We start from the raw sequence: 15941 nt of genomic DNA on the forward strand, positions 1-15941 counted from the left end.
GCCAGGTAAAATATTCATCCCAATTAGCTGTTTCATCCTCTTGAAAGAGGTTGCATCAGCTAACTTAAAAGCCACCCGAAGGGGTGGCTTTTTTGTTGGTTAAGCTTCTTGGTGGGGCTTGGTGATTAAAATTGACTTTCAGGAACGATGCACGTGGACGTGTTTCCAGGTTCCATCGATTCTCTGCCAAACACGGGTCTCGCAGCAGCTAGCCGTAACCGCTGCTCCGTCGACCATCTTCTGAGTGAGACGGGTGTAGCTCAATACGGCAGCGTCGGGACTGATCCAGCGAATATGTGGTCTAGCCATGCTCACCTGTATGGGGGCTGGAGGGCTGCTTGGCGCTGCTGCTGGTAGGTCGAAATAGAATTGATGGAAGGCAAGACCCTCTGCGAGGATTCCATTGGTCTCTGCTTCGAAGCAGGTGAGGTCCAGGCTGCAGTGGCTGGAATAGGTGAGCCAATCACCGCTTACTACGCTTTCAAGCAGGTTTTGGTTGAGGCAGATCAACTGCTGCTCGTTTGTCTGCGGTGCCCCAGCTTTGGCATCAATTTCCTTATCGTCTTGGTTCATGGGTTTAGCTCCAGGTCTTGGAATGAGCTGATCCTCTCAAATCGACTCACCGCTTGTGCCGGATTGCCTGGGCGGATGCTTAGCAGCACCTGCATGCCGCTCGCAGCCGCCGCCTCGCAGTCGGCCTGGGGGTCGGTTATTAACATTTTTTGTTGGCTGGAAATATCAAGCGACTCGGCAATCTTTCTGTAGCTGCTTTGATCACGCTTGCTGCCCACGCGGGTGTCAAACCAGTTCCCAAATATCTCCCTGAGATCTCCACCACTGCTGTATCTGTAAATCAGCTGTTGGGCTCCAACTGATCCAGACGAATAGACCGCCAATTGCAGTCCTGCTGCATGCCACTGCCGCAGGGCGCCAGGTACATCTTCAAAAAGCGGACCCTGAAGTTTGCCGCTCTGATAGCCAATTTCCCAGATCATCCCCTGCAGCTCTTTCAGTGGCGCGAGCTTGCGATCCATCTTGATCAGCCAATGCAGGTACTTCAAAACACCGTCCTTCCCCTCTGCTAGGCCCTGCTGCCGCATTGACTGAGCTTCGGGGTCTGGATCTTCTGCCCAGGCTTTTTCTACTTCTGCTAGTAACTCTTGAACCTGCGGGTCCTTGTGTTGCTGGTTCAAAAAGCTGCCGAGATGCTCAGCTGCGTAGGGGAAAAGGGTGTCTGATACAAAGCTCACCGGACAGGTAGTGCCCTCAATGTCAAGCAGCACATGGCTAACGCCATGCTGTTGCACAACTGCCCTGCCGTGCTGCCTGCCGCTTAGCCCCTGAAGCAATAGTTGGCGCCAGTGTTGCTCCAGCAGAAACTCCAGAATCTCGAGATGTCTTCGAGCTGTTGTCAGATCTTTGCCCCAGGCATAGAGGCCATGGCCCGCTATCAGTAGCCCATAGGGCGCTGCCGCAAGATGCGGTTCCGCGTTGCCGCGCAGTCGTTCCAGATCCTGATCGTTACCCAGTACTGGAATTGAGACGCTGGTGGCATGGGTGGCGACACCTTCAAGTCCTTTAAGCATCTCCAAGTCTTGCAGCACTAGGAAGGCTGCCCCTGCTTTGGTGGGTGCGTAGTGCTGGGACAGCAGGGTGCCGGCTTGGGAATGGGTGTGCAGCACCGCACCGGCTCCACAGGTCTCCACAAGGGCTAGGTGCAGGGCGGTTTCGGCGCTGGCCCGCCCGGTGCCTTTCAGCACCGCCCCAGCAGCATCCACCACGATCAGCTGCTCCGGGGCAACGCTGCCCTTATCCACCCCACTAGGAGCCATCAGCAGCTCCAGCGGCTGCCACCGCAGAACGCAGCTGAAGTTGCCTCCTGTGCCATCGCACCAACCGCGGCGATGAATTGCGGCCATCGTTGCGCTGAGCTGTTGCGCTAACTCGGCAGTTTGTGATGCGGCGGTTTCCACGCAAGCTTGCGGTTTGTTCAATGCTGGCAGCTCGGGCACCAGTGGCTGCTGCGCCCGCCAAGTTTCTCGCGTTGAATAGGGGTCTGGCAGTGGCGGCAGGGTTCGCCGCCACGCCTGTAGACCCAGGCCACGCCCCCGTAATTGCCGTTGTTGCCCTTGAGGTCGCGGAAGTCGCTGAAGGTTGTGCCGCCGGCTCCGATGCTGGTTTCAAGCACCTCCACCAGCGCCTGGCGCAGGCGCTCCAGCTGCGAGACGCCAAGGCTGCCGCTGGTGGTGGCGGGCCGAATACCTGCAGCAAACAGGGACTCATCGGCATAGATGTTGCCTACCCCCGCCACCAGCGCCTGATCCAGCAGGGCATTTTTGATTGGCCGCCTTGAGCCCCGCAGCCGCTCGGCCAGGTAGGCCGCGTTGAAGGCTGGGCTGAAGGGCTCGGGGCCCAGCCGCCCCAGGCCCGTTATTACCGAGTCCAACGGTTCGCCGGGAGGAACCCACCACATCTGGCCGAAGCTGCGGGTGTCTACGAACCGCAGTTCCTGATTGCCGGCAGCAATCAGTTGCACTCGGGTGTGGGAGCAGGCCGGTTTCGGGGTTTCCAGCCAAAGGAATTGGCCGGTCATGCGCAAATGCACGCCCCAGCTGCCAGCCTCCTCCCCCCCTCGACTGAGCTGGCTCATCAGATATTTGCCCCGTCGAGACCAGGTGCCAACTCGGCAACCGCACAAAGCCGCAGCGAATGCAGCAGGGTTGACCGGGCTGGCTATGGCCCTAGCCCGATGTACCTCAACCCTGCTGATCTCAAAGCCTTGGGTCTGCTGCTCGAGACCCCTCCGCACGGTTTCAACTTCAGGTAATTCCGGCATTGCCTTAGGCCCTTGCCCAGCAAAATGCCCGTGCAACCAAAAGTTGTACGGGCTTTAGAGAGGCCTGGGAATCGTCCTGCAACTTTGATCCCAAGAGGCTGATGCGGTTCAGGCCTTTTGGAGTTCGCTCTCGGCGAAGTTGTTGGTGTTGATGCCGCCTTCAGAGCCGCTGTAGCCGTTGTAGTTCACCTTCTCAAAGCGAACCACCACGGGGTAGCGGATGCCGGAAGTGTCGATCGAAGCGACGGTGCCGACTTCGTTGAACCAGTAAGACTCGGGGCGCTTGATGCGCACTTTGTCGCCGCGGGAGATTGCCATCGCTGCGCTTTAGATCGGGTGGCTGCCAGAGCGAAGATACCCGCGCAGGAGGTGGGCTTCACCAAGGGCGTCACGATTCGTCGCCCTTGGTGAGACGTTGGCTGCCCATGGCACCATCGACAGCACAGCAGCCCGTCCTTTCCCATGGCCATGGACCCGATGGAGGTCCCGGCGCCGCCGGTGCTCAACCTCGAGCTGCCCGACCCCGAAAGCGACACCATCAGCACGATGGAATTTCTGGCCAGGCTTGAAGAAGCCTGGGCCGTGTGCGACCGCTTTGACCTGCAGACCGAAATCTGGCGCGGGCGGATTTTGGCGGCGGTGCGGGACCGGGAGAAGCGCGGCGGCGAAGGGCGTGGCACGGGCTTTCTGCAGTGGCTGCGGGAGCGGGAGATCAGCAAGACCCGGGCCTACACCTTGATCCAGCTTGCTGAGTCGGCTGAGAGTTTGGTTGGTGGCGGCCTGCTTGAGGAAACCAGCGTCAACAACTTTTCGAAGCGGGCCTTTCTGGAGACTGCCCAGGCCGACCCGGAGGTGCAGCAGATGATCAGCGAGGCGGCAAATGAGGGTCAGCAGATCACCCGCAAGCAAGTGCGCCGTCTTAGTGATGAGTTCACAGCCGCCACCAGCCCCCTTTTGCCCGAGGAGATCCGCCAGCGCACAGCTGACAATCTCCTGCCGCCGCGGGCTGTGGCTCCCCTGGTGAAGGAGCTGGCCAAGTTGCCAGAAGACCAGCAGGAGGACCTGCGCAAGGTGTTGCGTGAGGAGCCGGAGCTGGAGCGAGTCAAGGAGGTGACCTGCACTGCCCGTTGGTTGAGCAAGGCGGCGGAGGCAGCTCTGGCGGTGCGGGCGTTTCAGCAGGGGGAGCTGGATTTCGAGAAGGCGCTGCAGGAGGCTCAACGACTCGATGCCCTGGGCTTGCTGGCCGATGCGGTGGGCCAGGCCCAGGCCCTGGAGAGTGCCGTGCTGAAGCTGCACACCAGCTGGCGGCGGCTCGGGGGCCTGCAGGAGCGCCTCTGGGTGGAGAGCGGCAGCAGCACGCCCCACCTGCGCGAACTGCTCACTGCCTTGCAGTCGCTCAGCGGCAGCACCCTGCGGGTGTCCCTGGGGGAGTTGGCGGGGGGCAAGCGGGTGCGCTTGCAACTAGTGGAGGAGTCACCGGAGCAGCTACCGCCACCACCCCTGCCATGACCACCTCTGCCAAGACCGGCCCCTAGCACCGCATCTGGTGGTCGCTATGGTCAGTGAGCACTACGGGTAGGGCCCAATTGCCTTCTGGCCCCGCTGATCCCCTGGCGCTGGCCCTGGAGCGCCATTTCGGCTGGTCCGAGTTCCGTCCCGGTCAGAGGCCGGTGGTGGAGGCCCTGCTGGCCGGCCAGGACTGCCTGGCGGTGCTGCCCACTGGCGGTGGCAAGTCGCTTTGTTATCAGCTGCCCGCCTTGGTGCGTGGTGGGCTGGTGCTGGTGATTTCACCCCTGGTTGCCCTGATGCAGGACCAGGTAAGCCAGTTGCAACGCCGAGGCATCCCTGCCGCCTGCCTGCATGGCGGCCTGGCCTTGCCGGAGCGGCGCCAGCTGCTGCAGCGGCTGCGCGATCACAGGCTGCGGCTGCTTTATCTGGCCCCGGAGCGGCTGCAGGGGGAAGCCACCCGCCAGCTGCTCGACGACGTTCTGGAGAGCGGCCAGCTGGTGGCGCTTGCGGTTGACGAGGCCCACTGCATCAGCGCCTGGGGCCATGATTTCCGCCCCGACTACCGCCGCCTAGGCCAATTGCGGGCTCAGTGCCCCGGGGTGCCCCTAGTGGCGCTCAGCGCCACCGCAGCCCCCCAGGTGCGGGCCGACATCATTCGCCTGCTGCAGCTGCGGCGACCGCTGATCCAGGTGCGTTCGGCCCGCCGCACCAACCTGGTGTATGGCATGCAGGTGCGCCCGCCCGATCCCCTGCCCCTGGTGCTGGCGGAGCTGGGGGCATCCCGGGGCGCCGTGCTGATCTATGCGCGCACCCGCCGCTCGGTGGAGCAATGGGCGGCTCGCTTGACAGGGGTCGGGGTGGAGGCGATCGCCTATCACGCCGGCATGGACCCCGAAAGCCGCCAGCTGGCCCTGGAGCATTTCCAGCTGCAGCCGCGGCCGGTGCTGGTGGCCACCGTGGCCTTCGGCATGGGAGTGGACCGATCGGATGTGGGACTAGTGCTGCACCTGGACCTGCCGGCCAGTCCGGAGGGTTATCTGCAGGAATCGGGCCGGGCCGGCCGTGATGGGGAACTGGCGCGCTGTCTGGTGCTCTACGACCCGGCTGATCGCACCAGCTTGGGCTGGGCAATTCGGGGCGTGGGGGCCCAGCGCCAGCAGGACCAGCAACGGCTGGAGCTGGCCCAGCAACAATTGCGGCGGATGGAAGCGGTGGCGGAGGGCGAGGGCTGCCGGGAGCAGGCGCTGCTGCTGGCCGTAGGGGAACTGGCGGCCGCCTGCGGCCGTTGCGATAACTGCCGTAGTCCCCGTGAAAGTCGGGATTGGTCTGTTGAGGCGCACCAGGCGCTGGAGGTGCTGGAGCTTCGTCCCGGCCGCGATCTACGCAACCTGGCTGAGGAGCTCGCATCCGCCGTGTCGGTTGAGCAGCGACAGCAGCAAGAAGCGAGCTGGGGGTGGCTGCTGCGGCGGCTGGCCCAGGAGGAATTGCTCAGCGAAAGCGATGACGGCGCCCAGCGGCTCTATCTGCGCGCCTCGGGCCGGCGCTACGTGCGCCAGCCCTGGCCACTTCACTGGGCTGCCTGAGTGGGCAGCCTGATTGGTGGTGCTTGGCTAGCCGGTTGGATTAGCTGGCCCGGGCTTTGCAGATATCGCTGATTAGCTGCTCCTCAAAGTCGCTCTGGGGTGCATCCCAGCTTTTCCATTGGCCTGATTGGCTGGTGGCATTGAGCTTGCGGGCTCCGCAGTTGACCGCCAAATAAACGGGCTTGCCATCGCTATTGAGGGTTGGGGCTACAAAACTGCCCCCCATGGGCTGCCAGTTGGCCCAGTCCACCTGCAGCGGGCCGTAGCTGCGCCAGTCGGGCCCCTGAGGTTTGCTGCTGCTGGACTTGCTGCCAGTGCTCGGCCGGCTGGCGGGGGAGATGGTTGCGGTAGTCGAAGTGGTTGAGGCTTTGGCGATCGGCGTGGCAACGACTGGGGAGGGCTTCGTAGTGGGTTGGATTTTCGGCTGGACCGCCGCTTGTACGACTGGTTGTACTGCGGGTTGTACAGCGGGTTGTACAGCCCTCTCGGCAGCCTTTTGCACTGGCTGTTGAACAGCTTGTTGAACAGGCTGTTGTATGGCCTGTTGTATGGGCTGCTGAACGGTGGGTGTGGGCCGGGGAGTGGGTTTGGGTGCTGGCGTTTTCACGGCCACTGGTGTTGTTACTGGCGTTGCAGTCGCGGTTGCCGTTGGGGTTGCCACTGCAGTTGCAGTTGCCACAGGCTTGGGATTGGGTTTGGACTGGGGTTTGGTCTGCGGTTTGGCTTGGGCGGCGGCGGGCTTTGGAGTGGCTGGCTTTGGAGTGGCCTTCACCGGAGGCGGGGCCTGCAGTTTCAGGCGGGCGCCGGACACCACCAGATCGGGGTCGTCGATTTTGTTGATAGCAACCAGCCGCTCAACCGGCAGCCCATAGCTGTCGGCGATGGTGGAGAGATTCTCACCGCTGCGCACCACGTGTTCCTTGGCGTTGCGCGGGGCCGCTGTGCTGCGGGGGGCGGCCGATGAGGACGGACGCCCAGGGATGGCCAGGCGTGTTCCCGCCACCACCAGATTTGGATTGCTGATCCCGTTTAACTGAATCAGGCGCTCAGTGCTCGTGCCAAAGCGATCGGCGATTTCTGAGATGGTTTCACCGCTTTTCACCGTGTAAGGGGCGGAGGGCAGCTCGCGGGGAGCGGCGGCCGCAGTTGCCCGGCGAGATCCAGGTAGCACCAGCTTTTGGCCTGCGACCACCATGTCGGGGTTGGTGATGCCGTTGGCCTGCATCAACTGGTTGAGGCTGATCCCCTGGCGATCGGCGATGTCGGAGAGGGTGTCTCCGGGCTGGACGGTGACACTGGCGCCCCTGGAGCTCCCAGCGCCAGCGGCGCTACTGCCTGGCAGCCGCAAGCTCTGGCCTGCTACCACCATGTCGGGGTTGGTGATGCCATTGGCCTGCATCAGTCGGGTGAGGCTGACGCCGTGGCGGTCGGCAATTTCCGAGAGGGTTTCGCCTGGCTTTACCACCACGTTTGCCAGGGCTGCCGCAGGGGCCAGACCCGGGAAGGGCAACACCACCGCTAGGGCCAGGGCGGCAAGGGAGCGACGCATCGGCACCACGTATAGGTACGGGAACGTTAAGGGCGTTGCCTCGTCCCATCCAGTCCCCGGATTGATTTCGGCGCATCAAAGCTGCTGATCGCCCCCCCCATCGCCGTGCCCCAGTTAGCCCAGCAGCCGCTTCACCAGGGCCAACTTGCCCGCATAGGGGGGGTAGCGGAAGGGCAGATCCAGCCAGAAAGGGCGCCGCAGCACCGTGCGCCGGTGCGAAAAGGTTAGAAAGCCAGCTTCGCCGTGGTAGCTGCCCATGCCGCTTTCGCCGACGCCGCCTAAGGGCAGGGCCGCCGCACCCGCCTGCATCACTACATCGTTGAAGCAGACGCCACCGGAGCTGGTGGTGTCCAGGGTGCGCTGCTGGGCGGCTCGATCGTGGCTAAACAAATAGAGAGCAAGGGGCTTGGGCCTTGCCCTCACCTCGGCCAGGGCCGCTTCCAGGTTGGCTACTGCCAGCACGGGCAGAATTGGGCCAAACAGCTCCTCCTGCATCAGCGGATCGTCGCCGGATTCGATTGCTACCAAGGTGGGTTCGATGCGCCGGCGGCTGGGATCGCTGCGCCCCCCAGCCAGCACCTGGCCGCGGCTGCGGGCTCCCGCCAGCAGGGCCTCCAGTCGCTGGAACTGGGCTTCATTGACGATGGAGCCCATGTCCTCACTGGCGAGGGGATCGCTGCCGTAGAAGCGCTGCCATTCGGCAGCGATAGCTGCAACTAGCGCTTCCCGCACGGCTGGTTGCACCAGCAGGTGGTCGGGCGCGATGCAGGTTTGACCAGCATTGAGACCCTTGCCCCAGGCCAGACGCTTGGCGCTGGTGGCGATGTCGGCATCGGCAAGCACGATCGCCGGACTCTTGCCGCCCAGCTCCAGGGTCACGGGGGTGAGATGGCGGGCGGCGGCGGCCATCACCAGCCGGCCGACCCGGCCGCCCCCGGTGAAAAGGATGTGGTCAAACTGCTGCTCCAGCAGCTCGGCTGCCACGGCCCCATCGCCAGTGACCACCTGCACCACCTCGGCAGGAAAGGCCAGGGGTAGGCAGCGGGCCAGGAGTGCGGAGATGTGGGGCGCATGCTCTGAGGGCTTGATCACTGCCGTGTTGCCCGCCGCTAGGGCGCTTACCAGCGGGTGCAGGCAGAGATGGAATGGGTAGTTCCAGGGGCCGATGATCAACACGCAGCCCAGAGGTTCGGTTTGCACCCAGGCCTGGCCGGGCCGCAGGGCCAGATCAAGCCCAATCGGCCGCGGTGCCATCCAGCGCTTCAGCTGACGCCGGGTGAGGGTCAGCTCCTGACGCACCGCTATCAGCTCAAAGGTGGCCTCGAGGGGCGGTTTGCCTAGATCGGCCGCCAAGGCTTCGAGCACTGCCGCCTCCTGATCGCGCAACAGGCCTTCCAGGCGATCTAGCTGCTCCAGCCGCCAGGCCAGGCTGCGGGTGAGGCCCGTACTTACGGGTGCCCGCATCGCCGCAATCGGCGTGGCAAGCAGCGGGGTGGCGGTTGGGGCGGAGCTCAAGGGGCAGGCTGCGTGTCACCCCAAGCTGGCAAATTGCTTGAGGCTTCGGCTGCTCAGAGCCAAGCCAGCTCGGGCAATTGCGCGTACTCCCGCAGGTAAACGGCGCGGATTTGGCTGATCAAGGCCTGCACGGCCGGCCGCTCCAAATGCTCCCGGCGCAGCACCACCGCATCGAGGTTGGTGCCGCTGCAGCTGGGCTGGATTGGGTAACGCACCAGACCAATGGCTACCAGATCGAAGAAGGCAAAGGGTTTGCGGCTGTCCTCCCAGCCCGGCGGCAGGGTATCGAGGCCATTGATCACGGCCAGATCCAGCACCCGCTCGCGCACCAGCTCCAGGGCGCGGTCGCCGATCGATTGGAGAGCCTGAACATCCCGGGGGGTGCCCTGCCACTGCAGCTGCAGCTGGCCCCGGCCGAGGCGCAGCAGCTGGGAGGCTTGCCGCAGGGAGCCCAAAACGGCGTGGTTGGCGTGGGCCCGGTAGTGGCCGTTGGTTTTGCGGAAATCCAGGCCGAGCTGATCGCTAACGCGGCGGTGCAGGCGCGAAACGGAGCTTTGGTCGCAGTTGGTCAGGGCCGCCACGACCGAAGTGCTGGCAGTGATCTCCAGCAGAGCCAGAACTGGCAATCCGTCGAGCAGGATGTCGCGCATTCTTCTACTGCGCAGAGTGGCGACCTTATGAATTTGTGCCTGCCCACCAATCGCCTCCTACCCCCTATTGGGTAACCTCACGCCCCCTATTGAGTAACCTCCTGCCCCCTATTGAGTAATAGGTAGGGCCGGAGCGGCGGGAAAAATCAGTCGCACTTCGGCGCCGTCCAGGCTGGAGCGCCCGATGGCCAGGGAGCCGCGATGGTTTTCCATGGTGGTCTGCACCACAAACAAGCCCAGGCCACTGCCACTGGCCTTGCTGGTTTCCAGTGGGGTTAAGGCCGTTTGCGGTGCCTGGAACCCCGGGCCGTTGTCGGCCACGCTGAGCACAATCGCGTCGCCCTCGCTTTGCAGCCGCACCGCAATGGTGGCGGGGGTGGCTGCGGCAGGGCCGGCTGTTTCCAGCGCTTCAAGGGCATTGCGCAGCAGATTGACCACGGCTATCTGGATCTGGGCCGCGTCCCCCAATACCGCCAGGCTGGCTTCGAGGCCCTCGCGCTGCACCGTGATGCCTGCGGCCTTGAGGCTCGGGCCTGCGTAGAGCAGGGCGCTGCGGGCCACGTTGGCCAGGTTGAGTCGCCGGTGGTGGGTCTGCACGTTGCGCAGCAGGCTGCGCATCTTTTCAATCGTCGTTACGACCTCATCGGCGTTGCTGGCGATCGCCTGGAGATGCTCGTTCAGGTTGGTGGGCAGGGGAGCTTCTTGCTGCTCCAGCAGCAATTTGCTGTTCAGTAGCAGGGTGCTGAGGGGCAGGTTGATTTCGTGGGCCACGGCTGCGGCCTGCAGGCTGCTTTTGAGCTTGTCTTCCAGCACCAACACGGTCTGGGCGTCCTTGAGTCGCTCCCGCTCGATGGCTTCAGCGAGTTGTCGCCGGGCCTGGGTTAGCCGCTCCACCAGGGCTCCGAACGCCTGGGAAACTGCCTCTATCTCTCTGGCGCTGCCCTTGGGCAGCCCTGCTTCAAATACAAGATTTGCGTCCCCCTGGCCCACCTGCTCGGAGGCGCTCTGGCAGCGCCGGCGCAGCAGCTCTAGCGGCGCCAGCAGCCAGTCGCTCACCCGGATCGTCACCACCACCGCGGTGGCTACCGCCCCCAGGCTCAGCAGCAGGGCGATCAGGGCATGGCGCTGACTGGCCTGCACGATCTGATCTGAGCGCAGGGCTGTGATCAGCAGCCAGTCGAGCTTCTCCGCCTGGCCCCAGGAATGGAGGCCTACCAGGTAGGTGTTGCCCCTGTATTGCACGGTCTGGGTGCTGGCTAGGGAGCTGGGGGCAGCGAGGCCACCCACTTCCTGCAGGCGGCGGTTGGTGGCCTGCACCAGGGGATCGGGCAGTTGGTCCAGCCGCACGCGTTTGGTTGTGGAGCCCCTGCCTGTGCTGGTCAGGCCAGGCCGGGAGCTGGCCACGACCATGCCGTTTCTTTCCACGATCAAGGCGAAGCCGTTTCTGTCTTTCCAGACTTCCTCAAGCCAGGTGTTGAGCTGGCTGAGTACGAAGTCGACGCCGATGACGCCGAGCAGTTGGCGCCCAGGGCCGTAGAGGGGTTGATTAAAGGCAATCGCCAGCACCTCGGGCTTGTCTTCCCACTGGTAGATCGAGCTCCAGGTGGGCTGGCCGGCCTTCACCGTCTCCACGTACCAGGCCTCCTCGTGGCTGTCGGTCATGCCAGGAATTGACTCCAGCAGGGCGCCCCGTTGTCCCTTTGCTCCCATGGCGTAGACGCCCATCGTGCCCTTGCCGAGGGGGCTGGCGAACGCGTCTTCGTTGATCACAAAGGCGCCGCTGTCGAGCCTTTCCACCCCGAGGAATTCCCCTCGAACGCTGCCGTAGTTGATGTAGCCCACGGGGAAGAGCTGCATCTGACTCCAGAAGCGCTGCCCCATGGCGTCGAAGTCGTTTAAGGAGAGCTGGCCCTGCTGGATGGCGAGCACGTTGAGGCTGTTGATCAGCTGCGGTGCCGCCAGGCGGCCCGAGAGCTGCTCCGAAAGGTCGGTGATGGCGTCTTGCTGGCGGTAGGCCTCGGCCAGGCCAAAGCCACCGCGTTGGCCGCTGAAATAGGCCAAGCCGCCCACCGCCCCACTCACCAGCAGCAGCTGCAAACTCGTCGCCCAGACGATTCGGTTGCGCAGTCCCCTACCCCTCATGGCACCGGGCCCAGATCCAGGGCTGCCCGGCGCACCAACTCAGCTCCGCTGCAGTTAAGGCGGCGAGCAATGGCCTTGCGGTGGGTTTCCACCGTGGCAACTGCCAGCCCGGTGGCGTGGGCGATCGCCTTATTGCTGAGGCCCTGGCCGATCAGGCTGAAGATCTGCCGCTGGCGTGGGGTGAGCGCCGCCACTGGCCCGTTTGGTTCGGCGTCCTGGGGCGTCTCCTGCAGCAGGGCGGCCTCGATCACATTGCGCAGGGTTTCGTAGGTGGAGGTTTTATCCACCACTCCCACCAGCATCGCTTCGAGCTCCTCTGGGCACACAAAGCTGCTGGCCTGGGCCGAGAGCACCAGCGCCTTTGCCTCGGGTTGGAGCAGCCGCAGGAAGCGGGCCACCCCCAGGCCATCGCCGTCGGGCAGGGCCAGATCGAGGATCAGGGCATCTGGGCGGAGTTTGCGACAGGCTTCAAAGCCGTCGTGGCAATTAGTGGCCGTACCCACCACCTCCAAGCCGGGCAGTCCTTGCAGCATTTTGCAAAGCAGCTGCAGGAACATGACCTGGTCTTCCACGATCAGGCAGCGGAGGGTCAACCAGGATGCAGCCGGTGTACCACTGTGCTTGAGGAGCGGTGCCAGCCCCTCTTTTTGTAAGCCCTTGACGAGATTTGAACTCGTGACCTCTCCCTTACCAAGGGAGTGCTCTACCACTGAGCTACAAGGGCATGTGGAAGGTGGGCCGGGTTGGATTTGAACCAACGTAGGCAGAGCCAGCGGATTTACAGTCCGCCCCCATTAACCACTCGGGCACCGACCCGAACCACACCCGAAGAACTTACCAGCCGACCTTCTCCATGCAGCTGCTCGCTCTCCACGGTCCCAATCTCAACCTGCTGGGCACCCGCGAGCCGGGTGTTTATGGCAGTCAGACCCTTGATCAGGTCAACGCTGAGCTGGAGAGTCGCGCCCAGGCCCTGGGGGCGGCGATCAGCTGCTTTCAAAGCAACCATGAAGGCGCCCTGGTGGATCGCATCCACGAGGGCCGGGGCAGCGTAAATGGCATTTTGATCAATGCCGGCGCTTACACCCACAGCTCAATTGCCCTGCGTGATGCCCTGCTGGGGGTGGCGATTCCCTTCGTGGAACTGCACTTGAGCAACACCCACGCCCGCGAGCCGTTTCGGCACCATTCCACCCTGGCCGATAAGGCCCTGGGCGTGATCTGTGGCTTTGGGCCACTCAGTTACACCCTGGCCCTGGAGGGCCTGGTGGCCCACCTGCGAGCCCAGCCTTGATGGCCCGGGTGAAGTGGTTAGCGGCCCCCTCCAGCCCCGCCTGGCTGGAGCAGGCAATTGCCCAGCCAGAGCTGCTGTTGATTGACCACGCCCACTGCGAGCGCAAGGCTGCCGGCGTAGCCCTGCAGCTGATGTTTCGTTATCCCAGCGAGGTCGGCTTGGCGGCCGCCCTTAGCCCCCTGGCACGGGAGGAGTTGGAGCATTTCGAGCAGGTGCTGCAATTGCTGCAACGGCGCGGCGCATCCCTGCGCTCCCTGCCGGCCCCGGCCTACGGCTCGGCCCTCACGGCCCAGGTGCGCAAGGGCGAACCCCAGCGCATGCTCGATTCCTTTTTGGTGGCTGGCTTGATTGAGGCCCGCAGCCATGAGCGCATGGCCCTGCTGGCGGCCCATAGCCCCGATGCCGAGCTGCGAGAGCTGTATGGAGAGCTGCTGGCCAGCGAAGCGCGCCATTTCGGCCTCTACTGGCTGCTCTGCGAAGAGCGCTTCGGCCGTGAGGCCACGGTGGAGCGACTGCAGGAGCTGGCGGCGGCGGAAGTCGCAGCCCTCACAGGCGATCTCGCCGCTGCAGACCAGGTGCGCATGCACTCGGTGGGGGTTGATTTGGTGAGCTGACTTCGGCAGACAACACCTCCCACCCGACCTACAAAAGGTTGATGAGCCATCCAGCGGTGGGCCGCCAGCGGCTGCCACGCCACATCCAGCACGAACACAGAGATGGCAATCCGGCGGCCTTTCGCTGGAGTGTGCTGCTCAACAGCGGCCTCTCCGCTTTGCAGCTGGCCATTGGCATCGGCTTTGGCTCTTTGGCCCTGATCGGCGATGCCCTGCACAACCTCGGCGATGTGGCGGGGTTGCTGCTGGGCTGGGGGGCTGAGCGCCTCAGCGCCCTGCCCGCCAACAAGCAATTCACCTACGGATTTGGCCGCAGCACCCAGCTGGCTTCGATGATCAACGCGGCCTTGATCTTGATGGCATCCGCCGTTGTGATCGTTGAGGGCGTGCAAAGACTGGCCAAGCCGGTGGAGCTAACCCCTGGCCCGGTGGCGGTGGCGGCCCTGTTGGGCATTGCGGTGAACCTGGGCTCGGCCCGTTTGTTTGGCCACAACCACAGCCACGATCTCAACCGCCGAGCTGCGGTGGTGCACCTGCTCACCGATGCGGCGGTGAGTGCTGCGGTGCTGGTCAGCGCCCTGTTGATTCAGTTCACCGGCATCCACTGGCTTGATCCCTTCACCGGTATTGGCGTGGGCTTGGCCGTGGCCTGGTCCGGCTGGACCCTGCTGCGTCAGTCGGTGCTGGTGAGCCTCGACGGGATCCCGCCAGGCATCGATCGAGATGCGGTGGAACGCACCTTGGCCGAGCTGCCAGGGGTGGCGGCGGTGCATCACATTCATATTTGGGGCATGAGCACCTCCCAAACGGCCCTGACGGCGCACCTCCTGCGCGATCCCCAGCAGGTGGACGACATGGCCCTGCTGCATAGAGCAAAAGCTGAGTTGGCCCAGCTGGGCATCGATCATTCGACTCTTCAGTTAGAGCCTCTCCAGTTAGAGACACTGCAACTTGATTAAGACCGGAGCATTAGCTCAGCTGTCTTTGAACCGGTCGCGGATGGTGTTGACCTCCGGGAGATGGCACTTCAAGGCCTGAACGCAATCGCCATCGATCTTGCCCCTTTCAACTAAGCGCTCCAGCTCACCAATGGCCGCCTCCACAGACCAGGGTTCTTTATAAGGCCGGTGACTGGTGAGGGCGTCGAGAATGTCGGCGACGGCGATGATCCTGGCCTCTAGGGCGATCTCAGCGCCTTTAAGCCCATTGGGGTAGCCGCTGCCATCGAGACACTCGTGGTGCCCGGCCACCACGTTGCGCATCACCTGGGAATCGGGCAGGGTATCAAGTCCGAATTCGCCGATCATGCGCTCCAGCACGTCAATACCCTTTTGAACGTGGGTGTTCATCATGGCCCGCTCTTCGGGGTTTAGACCGCCGGACTTGAGCAGAATGCTGTCGGGAATGCCAATTTTGCCAATGTCATGCAATGGCGCAAATAAATAAAGGTGCTCAATGTATTCATCGCTTAAGTCGTGGCGAGGGGCTAGTTCCCTGGCGATTAGGCGGGAGTAATGAGCCATGCGCTCAAGATGATTGCCGGTTTCAAAGTCGCGGAGGCTGGCAAATTCGCGAGCAACCTGAGCCGATGTGGTAATCGAGCGAACTAAATTTAATTCGTTTGAGATTGTCAGGCTGATCAGGGTGTTGTAAACCTCAAGGCTGCGCTGAACTTTTTTGCTAAAAGCAGCTGGCTTCGATGAGTCGTAGAAAAGGAAGCCGATAAACTCCTGCCTCTCGTATAGGGGCACGGTGAAGGAGGAGCGGTAGCCCTCGTTTAGGAGCCATTGGGAGTGGGGATTGGCAGGATTTACGACATCGGCGATTTCATCCAAAATCCGAACGCTACGGTTAGCCGCTAAGGCGCTGAGGGAGGCGCTTTCGGAAAGGCGAAACTCATATCCCTTTATGGCTACGCCCTGGCGAGTGCTATGCACAAAGGTTTTGAGCATGTCATCGCTTGGTTCGTAGAGAGCGCAGGCGATGCGATCTACATCAGGAACCTGCTCCAGCAATTGCTCGTGCAGCTGCCGCAGCCTGAAATTGAGGTCATCGCCAACTTGACGGATCAGGCTGGCAGCTTCCTTGTTTCTCTCGGGCTCAGGGGGTGCGAGATGGCTGGCCGGAAATGTCATTTAGAGAGAAAACCCTAGGGAGTCTCTGGGCAACATAGGATTAAGAAGCTTCTGAATTCAAAACTGTCGCGTTCGACTGCAATTTGATTTAGCAGGGCTCCCATAAGTGCTCTG

At 63.0% G+C, this 15941-nt stretch carries 15 protein-coding genes and 2 tRNA genes; 5 read left to right on the top strand and 12 right to left on the bottom strand.

Annotated elements, in window-relative coordinates; genetic code table 11:
* Positions 1-138: 138 nt before the first annotated feature.
* From KBY74_RS09990 to KBY74_RS10010, 4 genes are all read right to left on the bottom strand, one after another.
* A complete protein-coding gene (locus KBY74_RS09990) occupies positions 139-573 on the bottom strand; it encodes a DUF4440 domain-containing protein (protein WP_254942573.1) in 435 nt (144 codons plus the stop codon).
* Positions 570-2012 carry an acireductone synthase gene (mtnC, locus tag KBY74_RS13800; protein WP_315859058.1) on the bottom strand — a complete coding sequence of 481 codons (1443 nt, stop codon included), beginning with the start codon at positions 2010-2012 and terminating at the stop codon, positions 570-572. Before mtnC ends, KBY74_RS09990 begins: the two co-directional genes overlap by 4 nt.
* Entirely contained in the window at positions 1991-2836 is an 846-nt protein-coding gene (locus tag KBY74_RS10005) for a DNA-formamidopyrimidine glycosylase (protein ID WP_254942574.1), read from the bottom strand. Before KBY74_RS10005 ends, mtnC begins: the two co-directional genes overlap by 22 nt.
* 108 nt (positions 2837-2944) lie before the next feature.
* Positions 2945-3154, bottom strand: a complete 210-nt coding sequence (locus KBY74_RS10010) for a photosystem I reaction center subunit IV (protein WP_106502000.1) — start codon at positions 3152-3154, stop codon at positions 2945-2947.
* A 150-nt stretch (positions 3155-3304) separates the two neighbouring features.
* Here KBY74_RS10010 and KBY74_RS10015 point away from each other — a divergent pair, with 150 nt between their 5' ends.
* Positions 3305-4345 carry a hypothetical protein gene (locus KBY74_RS10015; protein ID WP_254942585.1) on the top strand — a complete coding sequence of 347 codons (1041 nt, stop codon included), beginning with the start codon at positions 3305-3307 and terminating at the stop codon, positions 4343-4345.
* A 53-nt stretch (positions 4346-4398) separates the two neighbouring features.
* A complete protein-coding gene (locus KBY74_RS10020) occupies positions 4399-5928 on the top strand; it encodes an ATP-dependent DNA helicase RecQ (RefSeq protein ID WP_254942575.1) in 1530 nt (509 codons plus the stop codon).
* 40 nt (positions 5929-5968) lie between these two features.
* Here KBY74_RS10020 and KBY74_RS10025 read toward each other — a convergent pair whose 3' ends face one another.
* The 7 genes from KBY74_RS10025 to KBY74_RS10055 all read right to left on the bottom strand — a co-directional run bounded on the left by KBY74_RS10025 (position 5969) and on the right by KBY74_RS10055 (position 12600).
* Positions 5969-7477, bottom strand: a complete 1509-nt coding sequence (locus KBY74_RS10025; RefSeq protein WP_254942576.1) for a LysM peptidoglycan-binding domain-containing protein — start codon at positions 7475-7477, stop codon at positions 5969-5971.
* A 114-nt stretch (positions 7478-7591) separates the two neighbouring features.
* Positions 7592-8941: an aldehyde dehydrogenase family protein gene (locus KBY74_RS10030; RefSeq protein WP_254942586.1), complete on the bottom strand. Its 1350-nt coding sequence runs from the start codon at positions 8939-8941 to the stop codon at positions 7592-7594.
* A 104-nt stretch (positions 8942-9045) separates the two neighbouring features.
* Complete coding sequence (locus KBY74_RS10035) at positions 9046-9642, bottom strand: hypothetical protein (RefSeq protein ID WP_254942577.1); 597 nt, start codon at positions 9640-9642, stop codon at positions 9046-9048.
* Positions 9643-9750: 108 nt separating this feature from the next.
* Positions 9751-11784 carry an ATP-binding protein gene (locus tag KBY74_RS10040; protein ID WP_254942578.1) on the bottom strand — a complete coding sequence of 678 codons (2034 nt, stop codon included), beginning with the start codon at positions 11782-11784 and terminating at the stop codon, positions 9751-9753.
* On the bottom strand, positions 11781-12377 hold the full coding sequence (locus tag KBY74_RS10045; RefSeq protein WP_254942579.1) for a response regulator transcription factor: 597 nt from the start codon (positions 12375-12377) through the stop codon (positions 11781-11783). The genes KBY74_RS10040 and KBY74_RS10045 overlap by 4 nt, the downstream gene beginning before the upstream one ends.
* 59 nt (positions 12378-12436) lie before the next feature.
* Positions 12437-12508 (bottom strand) — tRNA-Thr (locus tag KBY74_RS10050).
* Between the two features lie 10 nt (positions 12509-12518).
* A tRNA-Tyr gene (locus KBY74_RS10055) sits at positions 12519-12600 on the bottom strand.
* Between the two features lie 37 nt (positions 12601-12637).
* On the opposite strand from KBY74_RS10055, the gene aroQ reads away from it, so the two are divergent.
* From aroQ to KBY74_RS10070, 3 genes are read left to right on the top strand one after another with little or no spacing between them, the layout of a single operon-like run.
* Positions 12638-13078: a type II 3-dehydroquinate dehydratase gene (aroQ, locus tag KBY74_RS10060; RefSeq protein ID WP_254942580.1), complete on the top strand. Its 441-nt coding sequence runs from the start codon at positions 12638-12640 to the stop codon at positions 13076-13078.
* Complete coding sequence (locus tag KBY74_RS10065) at positions 13078-13692, top strand: tRNA-(ms[2]io[6]A)-hydroxylase (protein WP_254942581.1); 615 nt, start codon at positions 13078-13080, stop codon at positions 13690-13692. Before aroQ ends, KBY74_RS10065 begins: the two co-directional genes overlap by 1 nt.
* Before the next feature lie 41 nt (positions 13693-13733).
* Positions 13734-14651, top strand: coding sequence for a cation diffusion facilitator family transporter (locus KBY74_RS10070; RefSeq protein WP_254942582.1), 918 nt, complete (start codon positions 13734-13736; stop codon positions 14649-14651).
* A 15-nt stretch (positions 14652-14666) separates the two neighbouring features.
* Here KBY74_RS10070 and KBY74_RS10075 read toward each other — a convergent pair whose 3' ends face one another.
* On the bottom strand, positions 14667-15827 hold the full coding sequence (locus tag KBY74_RS10075; protein WP_254942583.1) for an HD-GYP domain-containing protein: 1161 nt from the start codon (positions 15825-15827) through the stop codon (positions 14667-14669).
* Between the last annotated feature and the right edge of the window lie 114 nt (positions 15828-15941).

This window comes from Cyanobium sp. A1C-AMD, assembly GCF_024346495.1.
Taxonomy (GTDB): domain Bacteria; phylum Cyanobacteriota; class Cyanobacteriia; order PCC-6307; family Cyanobiaceae; genus Cyanobium_A; species Cyanobium_A usitatum.

Excerpts from the sequence above, each read along its gene's own strand:
- KBY74_RS09990 (WP_254942573.1), bottom strand. The coding sequence starts at position 573 with ATGAACCAAGACGATAAGGAAATTGATGCCAAAGCTGGGGCACCGCAG.
- KBY74_RS10005 (WP_254942574.1), bottom strand. The coding sequence starts at position 2,836 with ATGCCGGAATTACCTGAAGTTGAAACCGTGCGGAGGGGTCTCGAGCAG.
- KBY74_RS10010 (WP_106502000.1), bottom strand. The coding sequence starts at position 3,154 with ATGGCAATCTCCCGCGGCGACAAAGTGCGCATCAAGCGCCCCGAGTCT.
- KBY74_RS10015 (WP_254942585.1), top strand. The coding sequence starts at position 3,305 with ATGGACCCGATGGAGGTCCCGGCGCCGCCGGTGCTCAACCTCGAGCTG.
- KBY74_RS10025 (WP_254942576.1), bottom strand. The coding sequence starts at position 7,477 with ATGCGTCGCTCCCTTGCCGCCCTGGCCCTAGCGGTGGTGTTGCCCTTC.
- KBY74_RS10030 (WP_254942586.1), bottom strand. The coding sequence starts at position 8,941 with ATGCGGGCACCCGTAAGTACGGGCCTCACCCGCAGCCTGGCCTGGCGG.
- KBY74_RS10035 (WP_254942577.1), bottom strand. The coding sequence starts at position 9,642 with ATGCGCGACATCCTGCTCGACGGATTGCCAGTTCTGGCTCTGCTGGAG.
- KBY74_RS10040 (WP_254942578.1), bottom strand. The coding sequence starts at position 11,784 with ATGAGGGGTAGGGGACTGCGCAACCGAATCGTCTGGGCGACGAGTTTG.
- aroQ (WP_254942580.1), top strand. The coding sequence starts at position 12,638 with ATGCAGCTGCTCGCTCTCCACGGTCCCAATCTCAACCTGCTGGGCACC.
- KBY74_RS10065 (WP_254942581.1), top strand. The coding sequence starts at position 13,078 with ATGGCCCGGGTGAAGTGGTTAGCGGCCCCCTCCAGCCCCGCCTGGCTG.
- KBY74_RS10070 (WP_254942582.1), top strand. The coding sequence starts at position 13,734 with ATGAGCCATCCAGCGGTGGGCCGCCAGCGGCTGCCACGCCACATCCAG.
- KBY74_RS10075 (WP_254942583.1), bottom strand. The coding sequence starts at position 15,827 with ATGACATTTCCGGCCAGCCATCTCGCACCCCCTGAGCCCGAGAGAAAC.